This is a genomic window from Mycobacterium sp. P7213 (genome assembly GCF_900604305.1).
Taxonomy (GTDB): Bacteria; Actinomycetota; Actinomycetes; order Mycobacteriales; family Mycobacteriaceae; genus Mycobacterium.
Genome location: NZ_UWOA01000056.1, coordinates 13,217 through 29,517, shown reverse-complemented (window position 1 = coordinate 29,517; position 16,301 = coordinate 13,217). Strand labels below are relative to the sequence as shown.

Below are 16,301 nucleotides of genomic sequence, written 5' to 3'. Positions count from 1 at the left end.
GCCTCGGTGGACCTGGTGGTCACGCTGGCCCCGGTGGACCTGGCGGTCCGCCGCGCCCCTGACCAAGTCCTTGGTGAGCCCCGGCCGCGTTCCCCCGCGGTCGGGGCTCACGCTGGTGGGCCCGCTGCTAGCCCTGCGCCGATATGTTGTCCGCATGGCACGCTCACCGCAGGAAATCTTCGACCACCATCTCCAGGCTCTGCTCGCCGGCGACGTCGACGAGCTACTCATCGACTACACCGACGAATCGGAGCTGATCACGTCGGCCGGCGTCGCGCAGGGCAGCAGCGCAATCCGGGCCGCGTTCAGCCAACTGTCGGGCGCACTGGCCGACGCGAACTTCGAGATCAAGTCGCAGACCTACAGCGGCAATGTGCTGCTGCTGGAATGGACGCTGGACGCAGTGGGTTTCGGCGTCGACGGGGTGGACACCTTCCTGTTCGACGACGACTCGATCCGGGTGCAGACGATTTCGCAGCAGATGCGCCCCAAGAGCTGACACCGCCGGCGGCGGGGCCCGCCAAACCCCTGAATCGAGGTGGGCTGACGGGTTAGGTTTCCCCCCGTGAACCTCGAAGCGGTCGCGGCATGGATGTCCGCCCAGGGCCTGGGCGAGGGCCCGCTGGACAACGTCACGGAGCTGTCCGGCGGCACCCAGAACGTCATGCTGCAGTTCACCCGATCCGGCCGCAGCTATGTGTTGCGACGCGGCCCGCGCCATCTGCGACCGCGTAGCAACGCGGTGATGCTGCGGGAGACCCGACTGCTGGCCGCGCTGGCCGGCAGCGACGTTCCCCATCCGGGACTGATCGCGGTCTGCGATGACCCGGCGGTGCTGGGCGACGCGGTGTTCTATCTGATGGAACCGGTCGACGGGTTCAACGCGAGCGGCGAACTGCCCGCGCTGCACGCCGGCGACCCGACGGTCCGGTACGGGATGGGACTGTCGATGGCCGACGCGCTCGCCAAGCTCGGGGCCGTGGACCACGTCGCGGTGGGCCTGGCGGACTACGGCAAACCCGACGGCTTCCTGGAACGCCAAGTGCCGCGGTGGCTTTCCGAACTGGACTCCTACCGGCAGTTCGAGAACTACCCGGGGCCCGACCTGCCCGGACTCGAGGACGTCGCTGACTGGCTTCAGCGCACTGTGCCGACGTCCTGGCAGCCGGGGATTCTGCACGGCGACTATCACGCGGCCAACGTGATGTTCTCCCCCACCGGGCCGGAGGTGGCGGCGATCGTGGATTGGGAGATGTCGACCATCGGGGACCCACTGTTGGACCTGGGCTGGCTGCTGGCCACCTGGCGCCAAGATGACGGCTCCAGCGTGTTCAGCCACACGCTGACCGGCATGGACGGACTGGCCTCCCCCGATGACCTGGTGCAGCGCTACGCGGCGGGCAGCTCCCGCGATCTGACGCATATCGGGTGGTACACGGTGATGGCCGCCTTCAAGTTGGCCATCGTGATCGAGGGCACCCTGGCCCGGGCGTCGGCAGGCATGGCGCAGAAGGAAGTGGGCGATCAGTTGCACGAAGCCGCGGTCTGGCTCTTCGACCGGGCCCAGATTTGGATGGCGAGCGCGAAATGACCGACCGTAACGCGGAGATCGACAGGATCATTGCCGCCGACACCCGGCGTCTGGTCGACATCTTCAAAGACCTGCACCGCAATCCTGAGTTGGGCTTCGCAGAAGTGCGCACCGCGCGGACGGTCGCGCAGGCCCTGGGCAACCTCGGCTTCACGGTGACCACCGGGATCGGTCGCACCGGCGTGGTGGCGGTGCTGGCCAACGGGCACGGCCCGGTGGTGATGTACCGGGCCGACATGGACGCGCTGGCGGTGGCCGAGGCCACCGGCCTGGACTACGCCAGCAGCAACCCGGCACTGGGACACATGTGCGGCCACGACGCGCACGTGACCTGGATGTTGGGGTTGGCCAAGGTACTCGCCGAGACCACCGAGTCCTGGTCGGGCACCGCGGTGCTGATCGGACAGCCCGCCGAGGAACTGATCAGCGGCGCGCAAGCCATGATCGACGCGGGTCTCTATGACGTGGCTCCCCGACCGGACGCCTTCCTGGCGATGCACACCGCGCCGGTACCGGTCGGCATGGTCGCCGCGGTCGGCGGAGAACGGATGGCTGGTACCGATCAGCTCGACATCGTGTTCCACGGCGTCGGCGGCCATGGGTCGATGCCCCAGCTGGCCCGCGACCCGGTGCTGATGGCGGCGCAGGCGGTCGTGCAGTTCCAGAGCATTGTCAGCCGGGCCCTGGCCCCCAGCGAGACGGCGGTGCTGACGGTCGGCTCGGTCCAGGCCGGCAGTGCCTACAACGTCATCCCGGACCGGGCACTGCTCAAGGTCAACCTGCGGTGGTTCAACCCCGACGTGCGCGAAACGATGCTGACCCGCATCCGGGCGATCTGCACGGGCATCGCCCGCAGCTACGGCATGCCCGAGGACCGGTTGCCGGAGATCACCATGGCCGGTGGCGCCACCCCGCTGGTCAACGACACCGCACTGACCGACCGGGTGGCGATCGCGCTGGGCGACCTGCTCGGCCCGGACAATGTGGTGCGCGAGCTGCCGGCGCTGACCGGCTCGGAGGACTGTCACCTGCTCAAAGGGCCGCACACCGACGTGCCGCTGGCATATCTGCTGGTCGGGGTGGCCGATGCACAGGTATACGCCAAGTCCGCGGAAAAGGGGCAATTGTTCCCCTACACACCGCACTCGCCGGACTATCTGGTCGACCTTTCCGCTATCCCGGTCGGAACCAGGATTGCCGCCCGTGCAATGCTTGAATTGCTAACTCCCAGTCGGTTCCAGTAGTAATTGGGCTCCGCCGAGTTTTAGATATACTTGTGCGGTCCACGAAGACGAGCTAAGGTGTATTGCTGTGGACGATCGTCACAAAGACCCAACCGTCGTGTTGCCTTACCTCGTGGGCAGGCCGCTAGGAGCGACCGAGGTCTACGAGGCATTCGGCTATCGCAAATCCGCTTATTACAAGGCGGCCCATGAGGGCCGACTGATCAGCGCGGACAATCTGATCCGAGTTGCCCGGTACTTCGGCCTCAACCCCGTCGACCTGCAGGTACGGTTCGGATTGATCGAGCACGACGCTGTCGCCGAATACCTGGAATCCTCGCCACGGCCGCTGCGGCTGGGTGATCTGAAGGCGGATCTGGACAAACCCCCCGTCTAAGGGTGCCCCGAGCAAGTACCGTCGACGCATGACGTCGGCGTTAATTGCCGTCACCATGATGGTGGCGCTGTACGCCCTGTGGGTGCGCCGCGATACCTGGTGGTCACGGTGGGAGATCGGCATCACCGTGTCGATCGCACTGGAAACCGCCGGTCTTGTACTGATGTCGCCCTGGGCAGCCCACACCGTGGGCCCGGCGCTGCACCATGCCACCCGGGTTTGGAACATCCAGCAGCTAGGCGGTCATATCTGCTTCGTCGTCGCGATCGCGGCCAACATCTTCCATGTGCTGGCCCGGCTGGCCGACTTCGACCAATTCCGCCCGCTGTTCCGTCTGCAGGTGCAGTTGCCCGTACTGGCCGGTGTGGCGGCGATGGTGGCGGTGTTCCTGGTCGCCGACGCCGACTACCGCCCGGATGGTTTCTCTTCACTCGGGGGCGGCGGCGCCTGGGCGCGGGCATATTGGGTGTTGTTTTCGCTGGTGCTGATCTATCTGGCCGGCTACGCGATGCGGGCGCTTTCGATGCTGCGATCCGATCCGCGCGCCAAGGAGACCGTCGAGCTCTACACGGCCTCCACGGCATTCGCGGTGGCGGCCATCATGGCGATTTTGAGCAACGCCTGGTCCAGCGCCGATGTCAGCCCGCTGATCTGGCTGTGCGCATGTATTTCGGTGGTCATCTTCGCCTACGGTTCGGCCCGATCCTGGCAGGCCAAAGCCGCATGGTTCACCAACAGCGAACGCCCGGCTGCCAAAACCAATCCCCCGCAAGCCCTGTCGTGAGCGCACCCGATGACGTCCGCAATCATTGTCACCACCTTGGTAGTCGTCGCCTATAGCCTCTGGGTGCGCCGCGACACCTGGTGGACACGCTGGGAGAACGCCGCCACCTTCGCGTTGGCCCTGGAAGCCTGTGCGCTGCTACTGATGTCGCCGTGGGCCGGGGCCAAGCTCGGCCCGGTGCTGCACAACGGGCTGGGGGTGTGGAACGTTCAGCAGATGATCGGGCACCTGTGCCTGATCATCGCCGTGACGGCGAACATCTATCACATGCTGGTGCGACTCGCCGATCCCGTTCAAGTGCGGTTCATCATGCGCCGCCAGCTGATGATCCCGATCTGGCTGGGCATTGCCGTGATGGTGCCGGCCTACCTGCGTTCCGACCAGGACTACCAACCCGATGTGTTCGCCGCACCCCGCACCGACGCCTGGATGACGGTGTACCAATTGGTCGGCTGCGCCCTGGTGATCTACCTCAGTGGCTATGTCAGCCGGCTGATGCTGGCGCTGCGGCACGATCCGCGCGCCAAGCCCACCGTCGACCTCTACCTCGTCTCGATGGCGTTCGCCACCGCCGCATGCCTGATCATTCTCGCGTCGACGTGGGTCGACGGGGACAATGCCAGCAGCGGGATCTGGCTCTGTATCTGTTTGGCGGTAGGCACTTTCGCCTACGGGTCCGCGCGATCCTGGAAGGCCAAGAGCGCCTGGTTCACCGCCAACGGCGACGAGAAGGTGATCGGCGCACAATGACACCTGCGTTCATCGTGGCCACCGTAGCGATGGTCACCTACTGCCTGTGGGTTCGCCGCGACACCTGGTGGTCGCGCTGGGAGGTCGGCGCCACCTTTGCCATCGCGATGGAGGGACTCGCGCTGATCTTGTTGACGCCGTGGGCGGGCACCGAACTGAGCCCGCCGCTGCACAGCGTCACCGGACTGTGGAACGTCCAGCAGGTACTCGGATGGCTGTGCCTGATCGCCGGCATAGTCGGCAACATCTATCACATGCTGGTGCGGCTCACCGATCCCGCGCACGTGTGGCCGATCATGCGCAAGCATCTGCTGGTGCCGGTGGGCTCGGGTGTCGTGGTGGTACTGATGGCCTTCTTCAACACCGACCGAGGTTTCCAGCCAGATTTGTTCGCCGCTCTGGGCGGTGATCACTGGGTGACCGTCATCGAGGTGGCGAACGCCGCCCTGGTGCTGTTCCTAAGCGCCTATGTCGCGCGGCTGATGTTGTCGCTGCGGAAGGACCCACGAGCCAGGACAACGCTCATGCTGTACCTGGCGGCAATGACTTTCGCGGCAGTGGCCTGTGTCGCGGCGGTCATCTCGATCTGGTTCGGCGGCTATGCCGGCACCGTCATCTGGATCGGCGTCTGCCTGTCTGTGGGCACCTTCGCCTATGGCCTGGCGCGGTCCTGGCGGGCCAAGAGGGCCTGGTTCGCGCCGGACACCTCGGCGCCGCGCAGCGATAGAGGCAGCGGCCGCTCCTAGCCGAAGGCGCGTGGCACCGCTTCGTCAGACCCCATCGAACAGAAAAGCCCCGGCCGTGGCCGGGGCAGTCTGTCACCGATGAAAAATGTGCGCCCGAAGGGATTCGAACCCCCAACCTTCTGATCCGTAGTCAGATGCTCTATCCGTTGAGCTACGGGCGCCTGTCTTCAGTTGTCGGTCGAGCAAGCCCGGCCGTTGCGGAGGCGAGAGGATTTGAACCTCCGGTCCCCCGTAAAGGGGACAACTCATTAGCAGTGAGTCCCATTCGGCCGCTCTGGCACGCCTCCCGAACTCGTTGAGGGTACCGGATCACTCCCCCAGTTCTGAAACCGCGGGGGAGTATGCCGCCCACGACACACATATGCTGTGGTCCGTGACCGCCAGACTGCGCCCGGAGATTGCCGCGCTGCCGGCCTACGTCGAGGGTAAGTCGGTCCCCGGATCGATCAAACTCGCCAGCAACGAGACAGTGTTCCCCCCGTTACCGAGCGTGGCCAAAGCCGTCGAAGCCGCCCTGGCCACCACCAACCGCTATCCGGATAACGGCTACGCCGCCCTGCGCACCCGACTGGCCGAGCACGTCGGGTTCGGCCGGGAGCACGTGGCGGCCGGCTGCGGATCGGTGAGCCTGTGTCAGCAGCTCATCCAGATCAGTGCCGACGCCGGCGACGAGGTGGTGTTCGGCTGGCGCAGCTTCGAGATCTATCCGCTGCAGGTACGCACGGCCGGCGCCGTTCCGGTGCAGGTGCCGCTGCGCGAGCACACCTACGACCTGGACGCGATGCTGGCCGCGGTCACCGAGCGCACCCGGCTGATCTTCGTCTGCAACCCGAACAACCCGACGTCCACCGTCGTCGACCCCGCCGCGCTGGAGCGGTTCGTCGCCGCGGTACCGCCGCACATCCTGATCGCCATCGACGAGGCCTACGTGGAGTACATCCGCGACGGCCTGCTGCCCGACAGCCTGGGCCTGGTCCGGCGCTACCCGAATGTGGTTGTGCTGCGCACGTTTTCAAAGGCCTATGGGCTGGCCGGTCTGCGTCTGGGCTATGCGGTCGGCGATCCGGAGATCATCACCGCACTGGGCAAGGTCTACGTGCCGTTCACGGTGTCCAGCGTGGCGCAGGTCGCTGGCATCGCCTCCCTGGACGCCGCCGAGGAGCTGATGGCCCGCACCGACGCAGTGGTCGCCGAGCGGGCCCGGGTGTCGGCCGCGCTGCGTCAAGCCGGGTTCGAGCTGCCGGATTCGCAGTCCAACTTCGTGTGGCTGCCCCTGGCCGAGCGCACCGCCGACTTCGTGGCCGCTGCAGCGGCGGCGCGCATCGTCGTCCGCCCCTACGGACACGACGGAGTCCGGGTGACCATCGGCGCGCCGGAGGAGAACGACGCGCTGTTACGGTTCGCACAGACGTATCGCTGAGGAGGAACTGACATGCACGCGACCGCGACTGCCACCGTCGCCGCATCGGCGGCCCAGGTGTGGGCGGTGCTCTCCGACTACGAGGGCATGTCCAGCTGGGCCCCCGGACTCAAGATCACCGTGATCCGGCCGGGCACACCCGAGCCGCACGGCGTCGGCGCCCAGCGTCGCATCCAGGCGGTGCCCGGGATGGCGCCGCTGGTGGAGGAGATCATCGCGTTCGAACCCGATCAGCGGCTGAGCTACCGGGGCGTCTCGGGCATCCCCTTCCGCAACTACGTCGGCAACGTGGCCCTGCGGTCGACCGGATCCGGCACCGAGATCAGCTACACCGTCAGCGCCGACAACCGCCTGCCCGGGGTGGCCGCGGTGCTGGCTCACGGACTGCTGTTCGGCCTCAAGCGGGCCGTGAACAAGGCCGCCTGAGAGGATCTGCAGCATGAGTGACGAACTGGCCCGCGAGACGTTCAATGCGCTCAAGGAGCGCACCGGGGAGATCCCCGACGCCGAGATCGACGCGTTCTGGGCGACGCTGCCGCCGGCCACCGTCGAGCAGATGATCGGCGAGTGGCGGGGCGGGGAGTTCGTCACCGGACACAAGATGAACGGCTTGCTGGACAAGGCCCGCTGGTTCGGCAAGACGTTCAACTCGATCACCGACGTGCAGCCCCTAGTCTGTCTGGACGAAGACGGCAACAAGTTCTCCAACACCCAACTCGGTAAGGGCGAGGCGAGCCTGTGGGCCGAGGAGTTCCGCGGCGAGGTGGTGGCGACCATGGTCTACGACGGTCAGCCCACCCATGACCACTTCAAGCGGGTCGACGACAACACCGTGCTGGGCATCATGAACGGCAAGGGCGCAGTGTTGGACAACGGCCGGTACTTCTACTTCTACCTCGAGCGGATCTGATCGTCCTCGTTGGTCTGATGCTCGGCGGTGGCACGGTCGAGTAGATCGACCAGCTCCGGATCCTCGCGAACCACCTGCCCGTCGTCGGGATCGAGTTCCACGATCTGACCGCACTCGTCGAGCAGCCTCCCGAAGATCCGCTCCCGATCGGCGGCGCTGTGGCCGGCTCCGCCGTCCAGGTAGGCCGTGGCGTACCGCCGGGCGTTGGCCATCGCGGTTTGAGTCCGGCCACGGCGGCTCAGCAGCGAGACGGCGACGGTGACCGCGAGCACACCCACGATCACCACCAGCGACAAGCCGGTGCCGATCTCGACGACGTCAACCGGTTCTGCGGAATTGATGAACGGCACGTTGTTCTCGTGCAGGCCGTGCAGGATCAGCTTCACGCCGATGAATCCCAGAATCACCGACAGCCCGTAGGACAGATAGACGAGACGATCCAGCAGGCCCTCGATCAGGAAGTACAGCTGTCGCAGTCCCAGCAGGGAGAACGCGGTCGCGGTGAACACGATGTAGGTGTCACGGGTGAGGCCGAAGATCGCCGGCAGTGAGTCGAGCGCGAAGATCACGTCGGTGCCGGCGATGGCGATCATCACCAACAGCATCGGGGTCATCGCTCGGCGTCCCGCGACCGTCGTGAACAGCTTGTCGCCGTCGTAGTGCTCGGTGGTGTGGATGACCTTCCGCGCCAGCCGGATGGCCACGTTGTCGGCTTTGAGGGCCTCGTCACCGCTCGCCGAGCGCAGCATGCTGCCCGCCGTCAGCAGCAGGATCAGCCCCAGGAAGTAGAAGGCCCACGCGAAGGTGTGGATGAATGCGGCGCCGAGGAAGATGAAGCCGGTCCGGGCGATCAGCGCCATGACGATGCCGAACAGCAGCACCTTCTGCTGGTCGGCGCGAGGCACCCGGAAGCTGGCCATGATGACCAGGAAGACGAACAGGTTGTCCACCGAGAGCGCCTTTTCGGTGAGATACCCGGCGAAGTACTCCGAGCCGGCGTCCTTGCCGCCCAAGACGAACATGGCGACCCCGAACAGTACGGCGACGCCGACGTAGCCTGCGGACCAGCGTCCGGCTTCCCGCAGCGTCGGAATGTGCGCCTTGCGGACATGCATGAAGAAGTCGAACGCCATCAGCCCCACCAGGCCGACGATCGTCAGTGCCCATAACCATCCGGGAATGTCCATGTGCCGTCCAGGTTAGGCCGTGGGACCGACGCTGGGCTGGCCAGCAGGTTGCCAGGCTATGACCGTCCGGTAAAGGCGATCAGCTTCTGCAGGGCCGATGCCGAATCGGGGACGTCGACCGGGTCATCGAATCCCGCTCGCACCCGGCCGGCCGGGGTGATGATCGCGTGCGCTCGGCTCAGCACGTACTCGGCCACTGGTTCGGCCACCTGCACCGTGCGGCCCGTCGCCGTCGCGTAGTCCCACGCGTGCACCAGGAATTCGAGCGCCAGAATGCCCACCGCCATCGTCGCCGGCAGCTCGTTGGGACCGATCGCGACGGCGCCCTGCAGGCCACGCCGGTGCCAGGCGTCCAAAGCGGGCCGGGCCGCGGCGATGACCCGCCGTTCCGGCGACTCGGCGGTGTCGCTGTCCGCGAACACCGCGCCGGCCGCGCCGCCCAGGACGCTGATGGAGTACAGCAGATGCTCGGTCAGCTGTGCGACGTCGAATTCCGAGCACGGCGTCGGATTGGACAGTTCGTCGCTGCTGATGTGATGCAGCACCTGCGCCAGCACCGCCAGGGCGGCTTCGGCGCCGGCCAGCTCGTCGGCAGGGGGGGCGTCGGGACCGGGTCGTAGATCGGAGGTCATCAGCCCACGCTACGGTCTGGAGTATGGCCGAGACCTATGAATCCGTCATCGTCGAGATCAAAGACCACGTCGCCCAGGTCACGCTGATCGGGCCGGGCAAGGGCAATGCGATGGGCCCGGCGTTCTGGGCGGAACTCCCGGAGGTCTTCGCCGCGCTGGACGCCGACCGCGACGTGCGGGCGATCGTGCTGACCGGCTCCGGCAAGAACTTCAGCTACGGGCTGGATCTGGCCGCGATGGGCGGCACCATGACGCCGATGCTGGCCGAAGGGGCGCTGGCCCGGCCGCGGGCGGACTTCCACCGCGAGCTGCAGCGCATGCAGGGTGCGATCACCGCGGTGGCCGACTGCCGCACCCCGACCATCGCCGCGGTCCAGGGCTGGTGCATCGGCGGCGGGGTCGACCTGATCTCGGCGGTCGACATCCGCTACGCCGCTGCGGACGCCAAGTTCAGCGTGCGCGAGGTCAAACTGGCCATCGTCGCCGATGTGGGCAGCCTGGCCCGGCTTCCGCTGATTTTGTCCGACGGTCACCTGCGTGAGCTCGCGCTGACCGGCAAGGACATCGACGCCGCGCGGGCAGAGAAGATCGGCCTGGTCAACGACGTCTATGCCGACGCCGATGCCTGCCTGGCCGCCGCACACGCCACCGCGACCGAGATCGCCGCCAACCCGCCGCTGACGGTGGCCGGGGTCAAGGACGTGTTGGACGAGCAGCGCACCGACCGGGTGGCGGCCAGCCTGCGCTATGTGGCGGCGTGGAACTCGGCGTTCTTGGCGTCCAAAGACCTGATGGAGGGCATCGGCGCCATCATGGGCAAACGCAAGCCCGAGTTCACCGGCGAGTGATGGCCTGGCTGCTGCTGTTGGGCGCGATCGGTTTCGAGGTCGCCGGAACGCTGTCGATGCGCGCCTCCGACGGATTCAGCCGGTGGCAGTGGGTGATCCCGGTGGCCGTCGGCTATGTGGTGTCCTTCGTGTTGCTGGCGATGGTGCTCAAGCGCGGGATTCCGGTCGGGGTGGCCTACGGAGTCTGGTCGGGAGTCGGAGTGGCGTTGACCGCGCTGCTGGCCCGGTTCTTTTTCGACGACCCGTTCACGCCGGTGATGGCCGGTGGCGTGGTGCTGATCGGCGCGGGGGTGTACCTGATGGAGATGGGCGCGCACGCATGAGCGACGACATGGCCCACCGCCAACCGGCCCTGGCCAAGATCATCGCCACCCTCGACGTCGAGCGCACCGACGACGAGCACTTCGTGGCCACCCAGCTGGACAATCCGGCCCACCATATCGTCGGCGGACATATCGCCGGCCAGGCGCTGATCGCCGCCAGCCGCACCGCGCCGGGCCGGGTGCCGCACAGTGTGCACGTCTATTACCTGCGGGCCGGGGACGCCCGCCGCCCGGTGGACCTGCACGTGGAGGTGGCCCGCGACGGCGGCACGCTGTCGACGCGCCAGGTCACCGCCCGCCAGGACGGCCAGATCCTGCTCGAAGTGCTGTCGTCGTTCACCACCGCCGTCGACGCACCCGAATACCAGCAGCCGATACCGGAAGTTCCCGAACCGGAGTCGCTGCCGACGTCGCAGGAGCAGCACGCCGCCTACGCGGGCGAACTGGGCGGTTACTGGGTGCAGCCGCACCCGTTCGACGTGCGCTACGTGGACGCGCCCCCGCGGATCGCCATGGAGGGTGCCGAACCGTCGCCGCGGCTGCGGATGTGGTGGAAGCCGTCCGGCGCGGTTCCCGCTGATCCCGCGATGCACAGTGCCCTGCTGACCTACCTGACCGGCACCAAGATGGTCGAGGCGGCGCTGGCCATGCGGCGAGCCAACCAGGCCAGCACGTTCAACGCGCTGATCGACCACGCGCTGTGGTTTCAGCGGCCCGTCGACCTCTCGGATTGGGTGCTCTCGGATCAGTTCACGCCCAGCGGGGTCGCCGGGCGCGGACTGACGAGCGCGACGCTGTACAACCGGGCCGGGCAGCTGGTCTGCGTGGCGACCCAGGAACTCTATTTCGGTCGGGGCGGGGCCCGGCGGCCCACGTAACGTGGCGGGCATGACAACTGACGGCACCATCCGTGTCCCCGCCGACCTCGACGCCGTCACCGTGGTCGGCGAGGAGGACCACGCCGGTATCGACCCGGCGGCCGTGGACCGGATCTGGCAGGCCGCCCGGCACTGGTATTCCGCCGGCCTGCACCCGGCCATCCAGTTGTGTCTGCGCCACAACGGTCGGGTGGTGCTCAACCGGGCCATCGGGCACGGCTGGGGCAACGGTCCTTCGGATCCCGCTGATGCGGAGCTGGTCCCGGTGACGGTGGACACCCCGTTCTGCGTGTACTCGACCGCCAAGGCCATCACCAGCACCGTCATGCACATGCTGGCCGAGCGCGGCGCCTTCGCCCTGGATGATCGGGTCAGTGACTATCTGCCCGACTACGGCCGACACGGCAAGCACCGCACCACCATTCGGCACGTGATGACACACAGCGCCGGGGTGCCGTTCGCCACCGGTCCCAAGCCCGACCTCAACCGCGCCGACGACCCGGAGTACGCCCAGGCGCAGCTGGCCAACCTGCGGCTGGTGTACCCACCGGGGCTGATGCACATGTACCACGCCCTGACCTGGGGGCCGCTGACCCGGGAGATCGTGCGGGCGGCCACCGGCAAAGACATCCGCGACGTGTTGGCGACCGAAATCCTGGACCCGCTGGGGTTCCGATGGACCAATTACGGCGTTGCCCCGCAAGATATTCCGTTGGTGGCACCCAGCCACGCCACCGGCAAGCAGCCGACCGGTGCGGCGGTCGCGGTGTTCCGCAAAGCGATCGGCGGGTCGGTGTACGAGATCATCCCGGTGACCAACAGCCCGTTCTTCCTGACCACGGTGGTGCCGTCATCGAACACCATCTCCACCGCGTTCGAGCTGTCGCGGTTCGCCGAGATCTGGCGCCGCGGAGGCGAACTCGACGGGGTGCGGGTGCTGTCACCGGAGACCCTGCGCGCGGCGACGGCGCAGTGCCGCCGATTGCGGCCCGACGTGGCCACCGGGCTGGCGCCACTGCGCTGGGGCACCGGTTTCATGTTGGGGTCCAAGCGGTTCGGGCCGTTCGGCCGGGGCGCTCCGGCTGCGTTCGGTCATCTGGGCCTGGTGAATTGCGCCGTCTGGACCGACCCCGAGCGGGGGCTGTCGGCCGGCCTGATTTCCAGCGGCAAGCCCGGCCAGGACCCGGAGGCCAAGCGCTACACCGCTTTGATGAACACCATCGTCGCGGAGATGCCGCGAGCGTAACCTCAAGCGCCACAGGCGTCACCGCTCCGGGCCATGTGGGCTGGTGCCCACCTCTGAGCGACAAATGGCATTACGTCAACCGGGCTGAGCCGTTGCGCCGGCACTTCACGTTGTTGCTGACTCTGCGGCTACGGCGAGAAAGTGCGAGTGACTTGCGCCGTGAGCGCAGAGTGAACGGAATCGGCCTGAAACGCGACCGCGGCCGCCGAGTCCGGTGAGGGACCCGACGGCCGCGATACGCGATCTGTCGGCGTTAGCCAGGCGTGCCGGGGTTGCCGGGGTTGCCGTTGGCGCCGGTAGCGCCGCTGGTACCGGGGATCGCACCGGGACCACCAGCCGCACCACCGGCACCACTGTTGCCGCCGTTGCCTCCAGCACCACCGGCCAGTCCGACGGCGGCGCTGACGCCGCCCTTGCCAGTCGGTACAAATATCGACCAAGGCCAAGTGGCCCGCGGCGTGCGCTCGCCGGGCCAGAGCCTCAAGAAATTCAAGGGCCGACAACTCGTCCAGATTTTGCATGCAAATAGATCGGTTGGCAATGTCCAGGTGTATCGGAACTGTCGCGGCGGCGTCCGAAATTGCCGCAGAATCCCTACGCGCTGAATATGCGTGCGACCGGAGGGCCGACGGCGTCCGGGGGCCGCCTTGGCTGAATAGGGCGGGGTTGCACGGTATCCGGCCACACGCGACTGCGGTCACCGGTGAGGTGCCCGCGGACGGACTCCGCCTAACCCGGTGTACATGGGATGCGAAAAATGGCGGTGGCGGAGGGATTTGAACCCCCGGACGGTGTTAGCCGTCTCTCGCTTTCAAGGCGAGTGCATTAGGCCGCTCTGCCACGCCACCGCGGGAAATCGTACCTTGGCCGGGTCAGTGCTCCCGAGCAGACGCAAACTCGCACGCGCACGGCGCCTTTAGTGCGAGTCTGCGTCAGCTCGTCACCGGGTCAGCCAGGTTGGCCGCTGCTACCGGTGGTGCCGGGCTGTCCCGGCGGGGTGCCGGTACCGGCCGCGCCACCGGAGCCGCCCGAGCCGGCCGCCCCGGCCGCGCCATGAGCGCCGTTGGACCCGTTGGTGCTGGTGCCGCCCGCGCCGCCGGCCGCGCCATTGCCGCCGGTTCCACCGTCACCGCCGTTGCCGCCGGGCAGGGTGTTGCCGCTGGAGTCGGTGCCGCCGTTGCCGCCCCTGCTACCGGCGCCGCCGGTGCCGCCCGCGCCGCCCGTGCCGCCGCTGCCGCCGTTGCCGGAGGCCGCGGTACCGCCGGCGCCGCCAAGGCCGCCGTTGCCGGCGGTGCCACCGTCGCGGCCGTCACCGCCGGGCCCGTGTGCGGGATTGGCTGCGGGCGCGCCGACCGAACCCGCACCACCGGCGCCGCCGTTGCCACCATTGCCGGCGTTCACGGTGCCCTGCGCATTACCACCGGTGCCGCCGGCACCGCCGCTGCCGCTGGCGCCGATGGTCCCAGATCCGCCCCTACCGCCGTCACCGCCGTTGCCGGCGTGGCTTGGGCCAACACCGTAGGGGTTGTCAGTGGGCATCGTGGCGCCGCCGCTGTCGCCACCGGCACCGCCGGCGCCACCGTTCCCGGCGATACCGCCTTCGCCGCCGGTAAAGGGGATAGACGCGGTTCCGCCGGCACCACCAGTACCACCATTGCCGCCCGAGGCGGTACCGCTGCCGCCGCTACCACCGCTGCCACCATTGCCGGCCGCGCTCCCACCGGAGGTACCTCCGCCGCTACCGCCGCTACCACCGTTGCCGCCCACGCTGACCACCCCGGCGCCGGTGGCGCCGTCACCGCCAGCCCCGCCGGCGCCCCCAGCACCGCCGGCTACGGGGCCGTAGCCGATGAAGCCGGAGCCGCCAGCACCGCCATTTCCGCCTCGACTCCAGATGGTGCCGGTCCCGTCGTTCCAGCCGGTGCTGGTGCCGCCGTTGCCGCCATTGCCGCCGCCATCTCCGCCGKTACCGCCGTTACCCCCGGCGTAGGTGCCGGTGCCGCCGTTACCGCCGACCCCGCCGCCGAGCTTGCCTCCGATGAAGCCGCCATTACCGCCATTGCCGCCGATGGTCTTCACGCCTGCGTCGTCGGTGGCGCCATTACCGCCGTTACCGCCACTGCCGCTGGCGCCACCCAACGTGTAGCCGCCCTCACCGCCGTTGCCGGCCTGGCCGGCGGTGGCGTCTCCACCGTTGCCACCGTTACCGGCGTTCCCGGAGGTGTAGTTCCAGTTACCGCCGGCGTCGCCGCCGTCGCCGCCGTTGCGTCCGATACCGCCGCTGCCGCCATTACCACCGTTCGCGCCGTCACCGGTACCGGCGTCGCCACCGTAGCTGCCGTTGCCGCCGTTGCCGAGGTAGTGGCCGGTGGCGTCTTGGTAGGCGTTGCCGCCGGCGCCCCCGTCGCCGCCGTCGCCGGCCATACCGGCCTGTCCCGCGTGCCCGTACATGGGGCTGGTGTAGATGCTCGACCCGCGTCCCCCTCCCGCGCCCGCGCTACCACCACTCCAGCCGCCGTTACCGCCATTGCCGCCGTCGACATGATCGAGGGTTCCGGTGGCGCCGTTGCCGCCATCACCGGCGTCGCCGGCGTTGCCACCGCTGCCGCCGTTGCCGAACATGAAGCTGCTGCGCCCGCCATTGCCGCCGTTGCCGCCATTGCCTCCGCCGGTGCCGTTCCCGTCACCGCCGCCTGTGTAGGTTCCCGCAGCACCCGCTGCCCCGGCCGCGCCTAGACCACCGTCTCCACCGTTGCCGAAGAACCACGCAGAAGCATTGCCGCCGTTTCCTCCGTTTCCGCCGTTGCCCAGGGCATCGGCTGTGGCACCCCCGGCACCGCCGTGTCCGCCGTTGCCCATCCAGGTGCCGCCGGCGCCGCCGTCACCGCCATTGGCGCCCGCGCCGCCGTCACCACCGGTGCCGCCATCGCCGAACCAGCCGGCCGCATTGCCGCCGTTGCCGCCGGCCACCCCGGCTTCGGTGCTGTCCCAACCGTTTCCACCGTCGCCGAACCACAAGCCGCCGTTATCACCATCGGGATTGGCTTCGGTGCCATCGGCACCGTCACCGATCAGGAACTGCCCGGCTGAGGTGTTGATCCAGCCGTTGACCATCGCCCCGAGGTCACTGTTGATCCAGTTCTCCATCGAGGTGTGCATCGGCTCGTAGAACCACTGATCCAGCATGGTGGTCCAGTCGAAGGTGCCCGCGTCGGCCGGCTCGGGTACCAGCCACGCGGAGGGATCGAAAAGATCAGCGATCCAGTCGAATTCATCGGCCTGAGCCGGCGGCGCCACGCTCAGCGGCACCATTCCGAAGGCTAGGAACGCACCGGCGGCGCCAACGGCGCCGATCGTGCGGCGGTG

Annotated in this window: 18 protein-coding genes and 3 tRNA genes; 14 read left to right on the top strand and 7 right to left on the bottom strand. The window is 68.0% G+C overall.

The window, feature by feature from the left end:
* The first annotated feature begins 154 nt into the window (after positions 1–154).
* From EJK91_RS18465 to EJK91_RS18435, 7 genes are all read left to right on the top strand, one after another.
* Entirely contained in the window at positions 155–499 is a 345-nt protein-coding gene (locus EJK91_RS18465; RefSeq protein WP_125079641.1) for a nuclear transport factor 2 family protein, read from the top strand.
* Positions 500–592: 93 nt separating this feature from the next.
* Positions 593–1,591: a phosphotransferase family protein gene (locus tag EJK91_RS18460; protein ID WP_125079642.1), complete on the top strand. Its 999-nt coding sequence runs from the start codon at positions 593–595 to the stop codon at positions 1,589–1,591.
* Positions 1,588–2,835 carry an amidohydrolase gene (locus EJK91_RS18455; protein WP_125079640.1) on the top strand — a complete coding sequence of 416 codons (1,248 nt, stop codon included), beginning with the start codon at positions 1,588–1,590 and terminating at the stop codon, positions 2,833–2,835. The genes EJK91_RS18460 and EJK91_RS18455 overlap by 4 nt, the downstream gene beginning before the upstream one ends.
* Before the next feature lie 67 nt (positions 2,836–2,902).
* Positions 2,903–3,211 (top strand): hypothetical protein, encoded by a 309-nt coding sequence (locus tag EJK91_RS18450; RefSeq protein WP_024442991.1) that lies wholly within the window; start codon positions 2,903–2,905, stop codon positions 3,209–3,211.
* 28 nt (positions 3,212–3,239) lie between these two features.
* On the top strand, positions 3,240–3,995 hold the full coding sequence (locus EJK91_RS18445; protein ID WP_125079639.1) for a hypothetical protein: 756 nt from the start codon (positions 3,240–3,242) through the stop codon (positions 3,993–3,995).
* A gap of 9 nt (positions 3,996–4,004) precedes the next feature.
* Positions 4,005–4,745, top strand: coding sequence for a hypothetical protein (locus EJK91_RS18440; protein ID WP_125079638.1), 741 nt, complete (start codon positions 4,005–4,007; stop codon positions 4,743–4,745).
* On the top strand, positions 4,742–5,491 hold the full coding sequence (locus EJK91_RS18435; RefSeq protein ID WP_125079637.1) for a hypothetical protein: 750 nt from the start codon (positions 4,742–4,744) through the stop codon (positions 5,489–5,491). The genes EJK91_RS18440 and EJK91_RS18435 overlap by 4 nt, the downstream gene beginning before the upstream one ends.
* Before the next feature lie 88 nt (positions 5,492–5,579).
* Here EJK91_RS18435 and EJK91_RS18430 read toward each other — a convergent pair.
* Positions 5,580–5,652: transfer RNA gene (locus EJK91_RS18430), tRNA-Arg, on the bottom strand.
* Positions 5,653–5,689: 37 nt separating this feature from the next.
* Positions 5,690–5,778: transfer RNA gene (locus EJK91_RS18425), tRNA-Ser, on the bottom strand.
* Between the two features lie 86 nt (positions 5,779–5,864).
* Here EJK91_RS18425 and hisC point away from each other — a divergent pair.
* Genes hisC through EJK91_RS18410 form a run of 3 tightly spaced genes read left to right on the top strand, consistent with a single transcriptional unit; the run spans position 5,865 to position 7,821 of the window.
* Positions 5,865–6,911, top strand: coding sequence for a histidinol-phosphate transaminase (gene hisC / locus EJK91_RS18420; protein WP_024442987.1), 1,047 nt, complete (start codon positions 5,865–5,867; stop codon positions 6,909–6,911).
* 12 nt (positions 6,912–6,923) lie between these two features.
* Positions 6,924–7,337, top strand: a complete 414-nt coding sequence (locus EJK91_RS18415; RefSeq protein WP_125079636.1) for an SRPBCC family protein — start codon at positions 6,924–6,926, stop codon at positions 7,335–7,337.
* 13 nt (positions 7,338–7,350) lie between these two features.
* The gene (locus EJK91_RS18410) at positions 7,351–7,821 is read left to right on the top strand and encodes a DUF4334 domain-containing protein (RefSeq protein ID WP_024442985.1); all 471 of its coding nucleotides are present in this window, start codon (positions 7,351–7,353) and stop codon (positions 7,819–7,821) included.
* Here the strand turns inward: EJK91_RS18410 and EJK91_RS18405 are convergent.
* Positions 7,803–9,008, bottom strand: coding sequence for a TerC family protein (locus tag EJK91_RS18405; RefSeq protein WP_024442984.1), 1,206 nt, complete (start codon positions 9,006–9,008; stop codon positions 7,803–7,805). The two genes, EJK91_RS18410 and EJK91_RS18405, sit on opposite strands and share 19 nt — an antisense overlap.
* 56 nt (positions 9,009–9,064) lie before the next feature.
* A complete protein-coding gene (locus EJK91_RS18400) occupies positions 9,065–9,640 on the bottom strand; it encodes a TIGR03086 family metal-binding protein (protein WP_125079635.1) in 576 nt (191 codons plus the stop codon).
* Between the two features lie 23 nt (positions 9,641–9,663).
* Here EJK91_RS18400 and EJK91_RS18395 point away from each other — a divergent pair, with 23 nt between their 5' ends.
* From EJK91_RS18395 to lipE, 4 genes are read left to right on the top strand one after another with little or no spacing between them, the layout of a single operon-like run.
* Positions 9,664–10,488 carry a crotonase/enoyl-CoA hydratase family protein gene (locus EJK91_RS18395; protein WP_125079634.1) on the top strand — a complete coding sequence of 275 codons (825 nt, stop codon included), beginning with the start codon at positions 9,664–9,666 and terminating at the stop codon, positions 10,486–10,488.
* Positions 10,488–10,811, top strand: a complete 324-nt coding sequence (locus EJK91_RS18390; protein ID WP_046189525.1) for a DMT family transporter — start codon at positions 10,488–10,490, stop codon at positions 10,809–10,811. The genes EJK91_RS18395 and EJK91_RS18390 overlap by 1 nt, the downstream gene beginning before the upstream one ends.
* Positions 10,808–11,689 carry an acyl-CoA thioesterase gene (locus tag EJK91_RS18385; RefSeq protein ID WP_234708318.1) on the top strand — a complete coding sequence of 294 codons (882 nt, stop codon included), beginning with the start codon at positions 10,808–10,810 and terminating at the stop codon, positions 11,687–11,689. The genes EJK91_RS18390 and EJK91_RS18385 overlap by 4 nt, the downstream gene beginning before the upstream one ends.
* A gap of 10 nt (positions 11,690–11,699) precedes the next feature.
* Positions 11,700–12,935 carry a lipase LipE gene (lipE, locus tag EJK91_RS18380; protein ID WP_046189523.1) on the top strand — a complete coding sequence of 412 codons (1,236 nt, stop codon included), beginning with the start codon at positions 11,700–11,702 and terminating at the stop codon, positions 12,933–12,935.
* Between the two features lie 253 nt (positions 12,936–13,188).
* Here lipE and EJK91_RS22180 read toward each other — a convergent pair whose 3' ends face one another.
* The 3 genes from EJK91_RS22180 to EJK91_RS23020 all read right to left on the bottom strand — a co-directional run bounded on the left by EJK91_RS22180 (position 13,189) and on the right by EJK91_RS23020 (position 16,244).
* Positions 13,189–13,428, bottom strand: a complete 240-nt coding sequence (locus tag EJK91_RS22180; RefSeq protein ID WP_188108929.1) for a hypothetical protein — start codon at positions 13,426–13,428, stop codon at positions 13,189–13,191.
* A gap of 265 nt (positions 13,429–13,693) precedes the next feature.
* Positions 13,694–13,783 (bottom strand) — tRNA-Ser (locus EJK91_RS18370).
* Between the two features lie 100 nt (positions 13,784–13,883).
* On the bottom strand, positions 13,884–16,244 hold the full coding sequence (locus EJK91_RS23020) for a PGRS repeat-containing protein (RefSeq protein WP_164518018.1): 2,361 nt from the start codon (positions 16,242–16,244) through the stop codon (positions 13,884–13,886).
* Positions 16,245–16,301 lie beyond the last annotated feature (57 nt).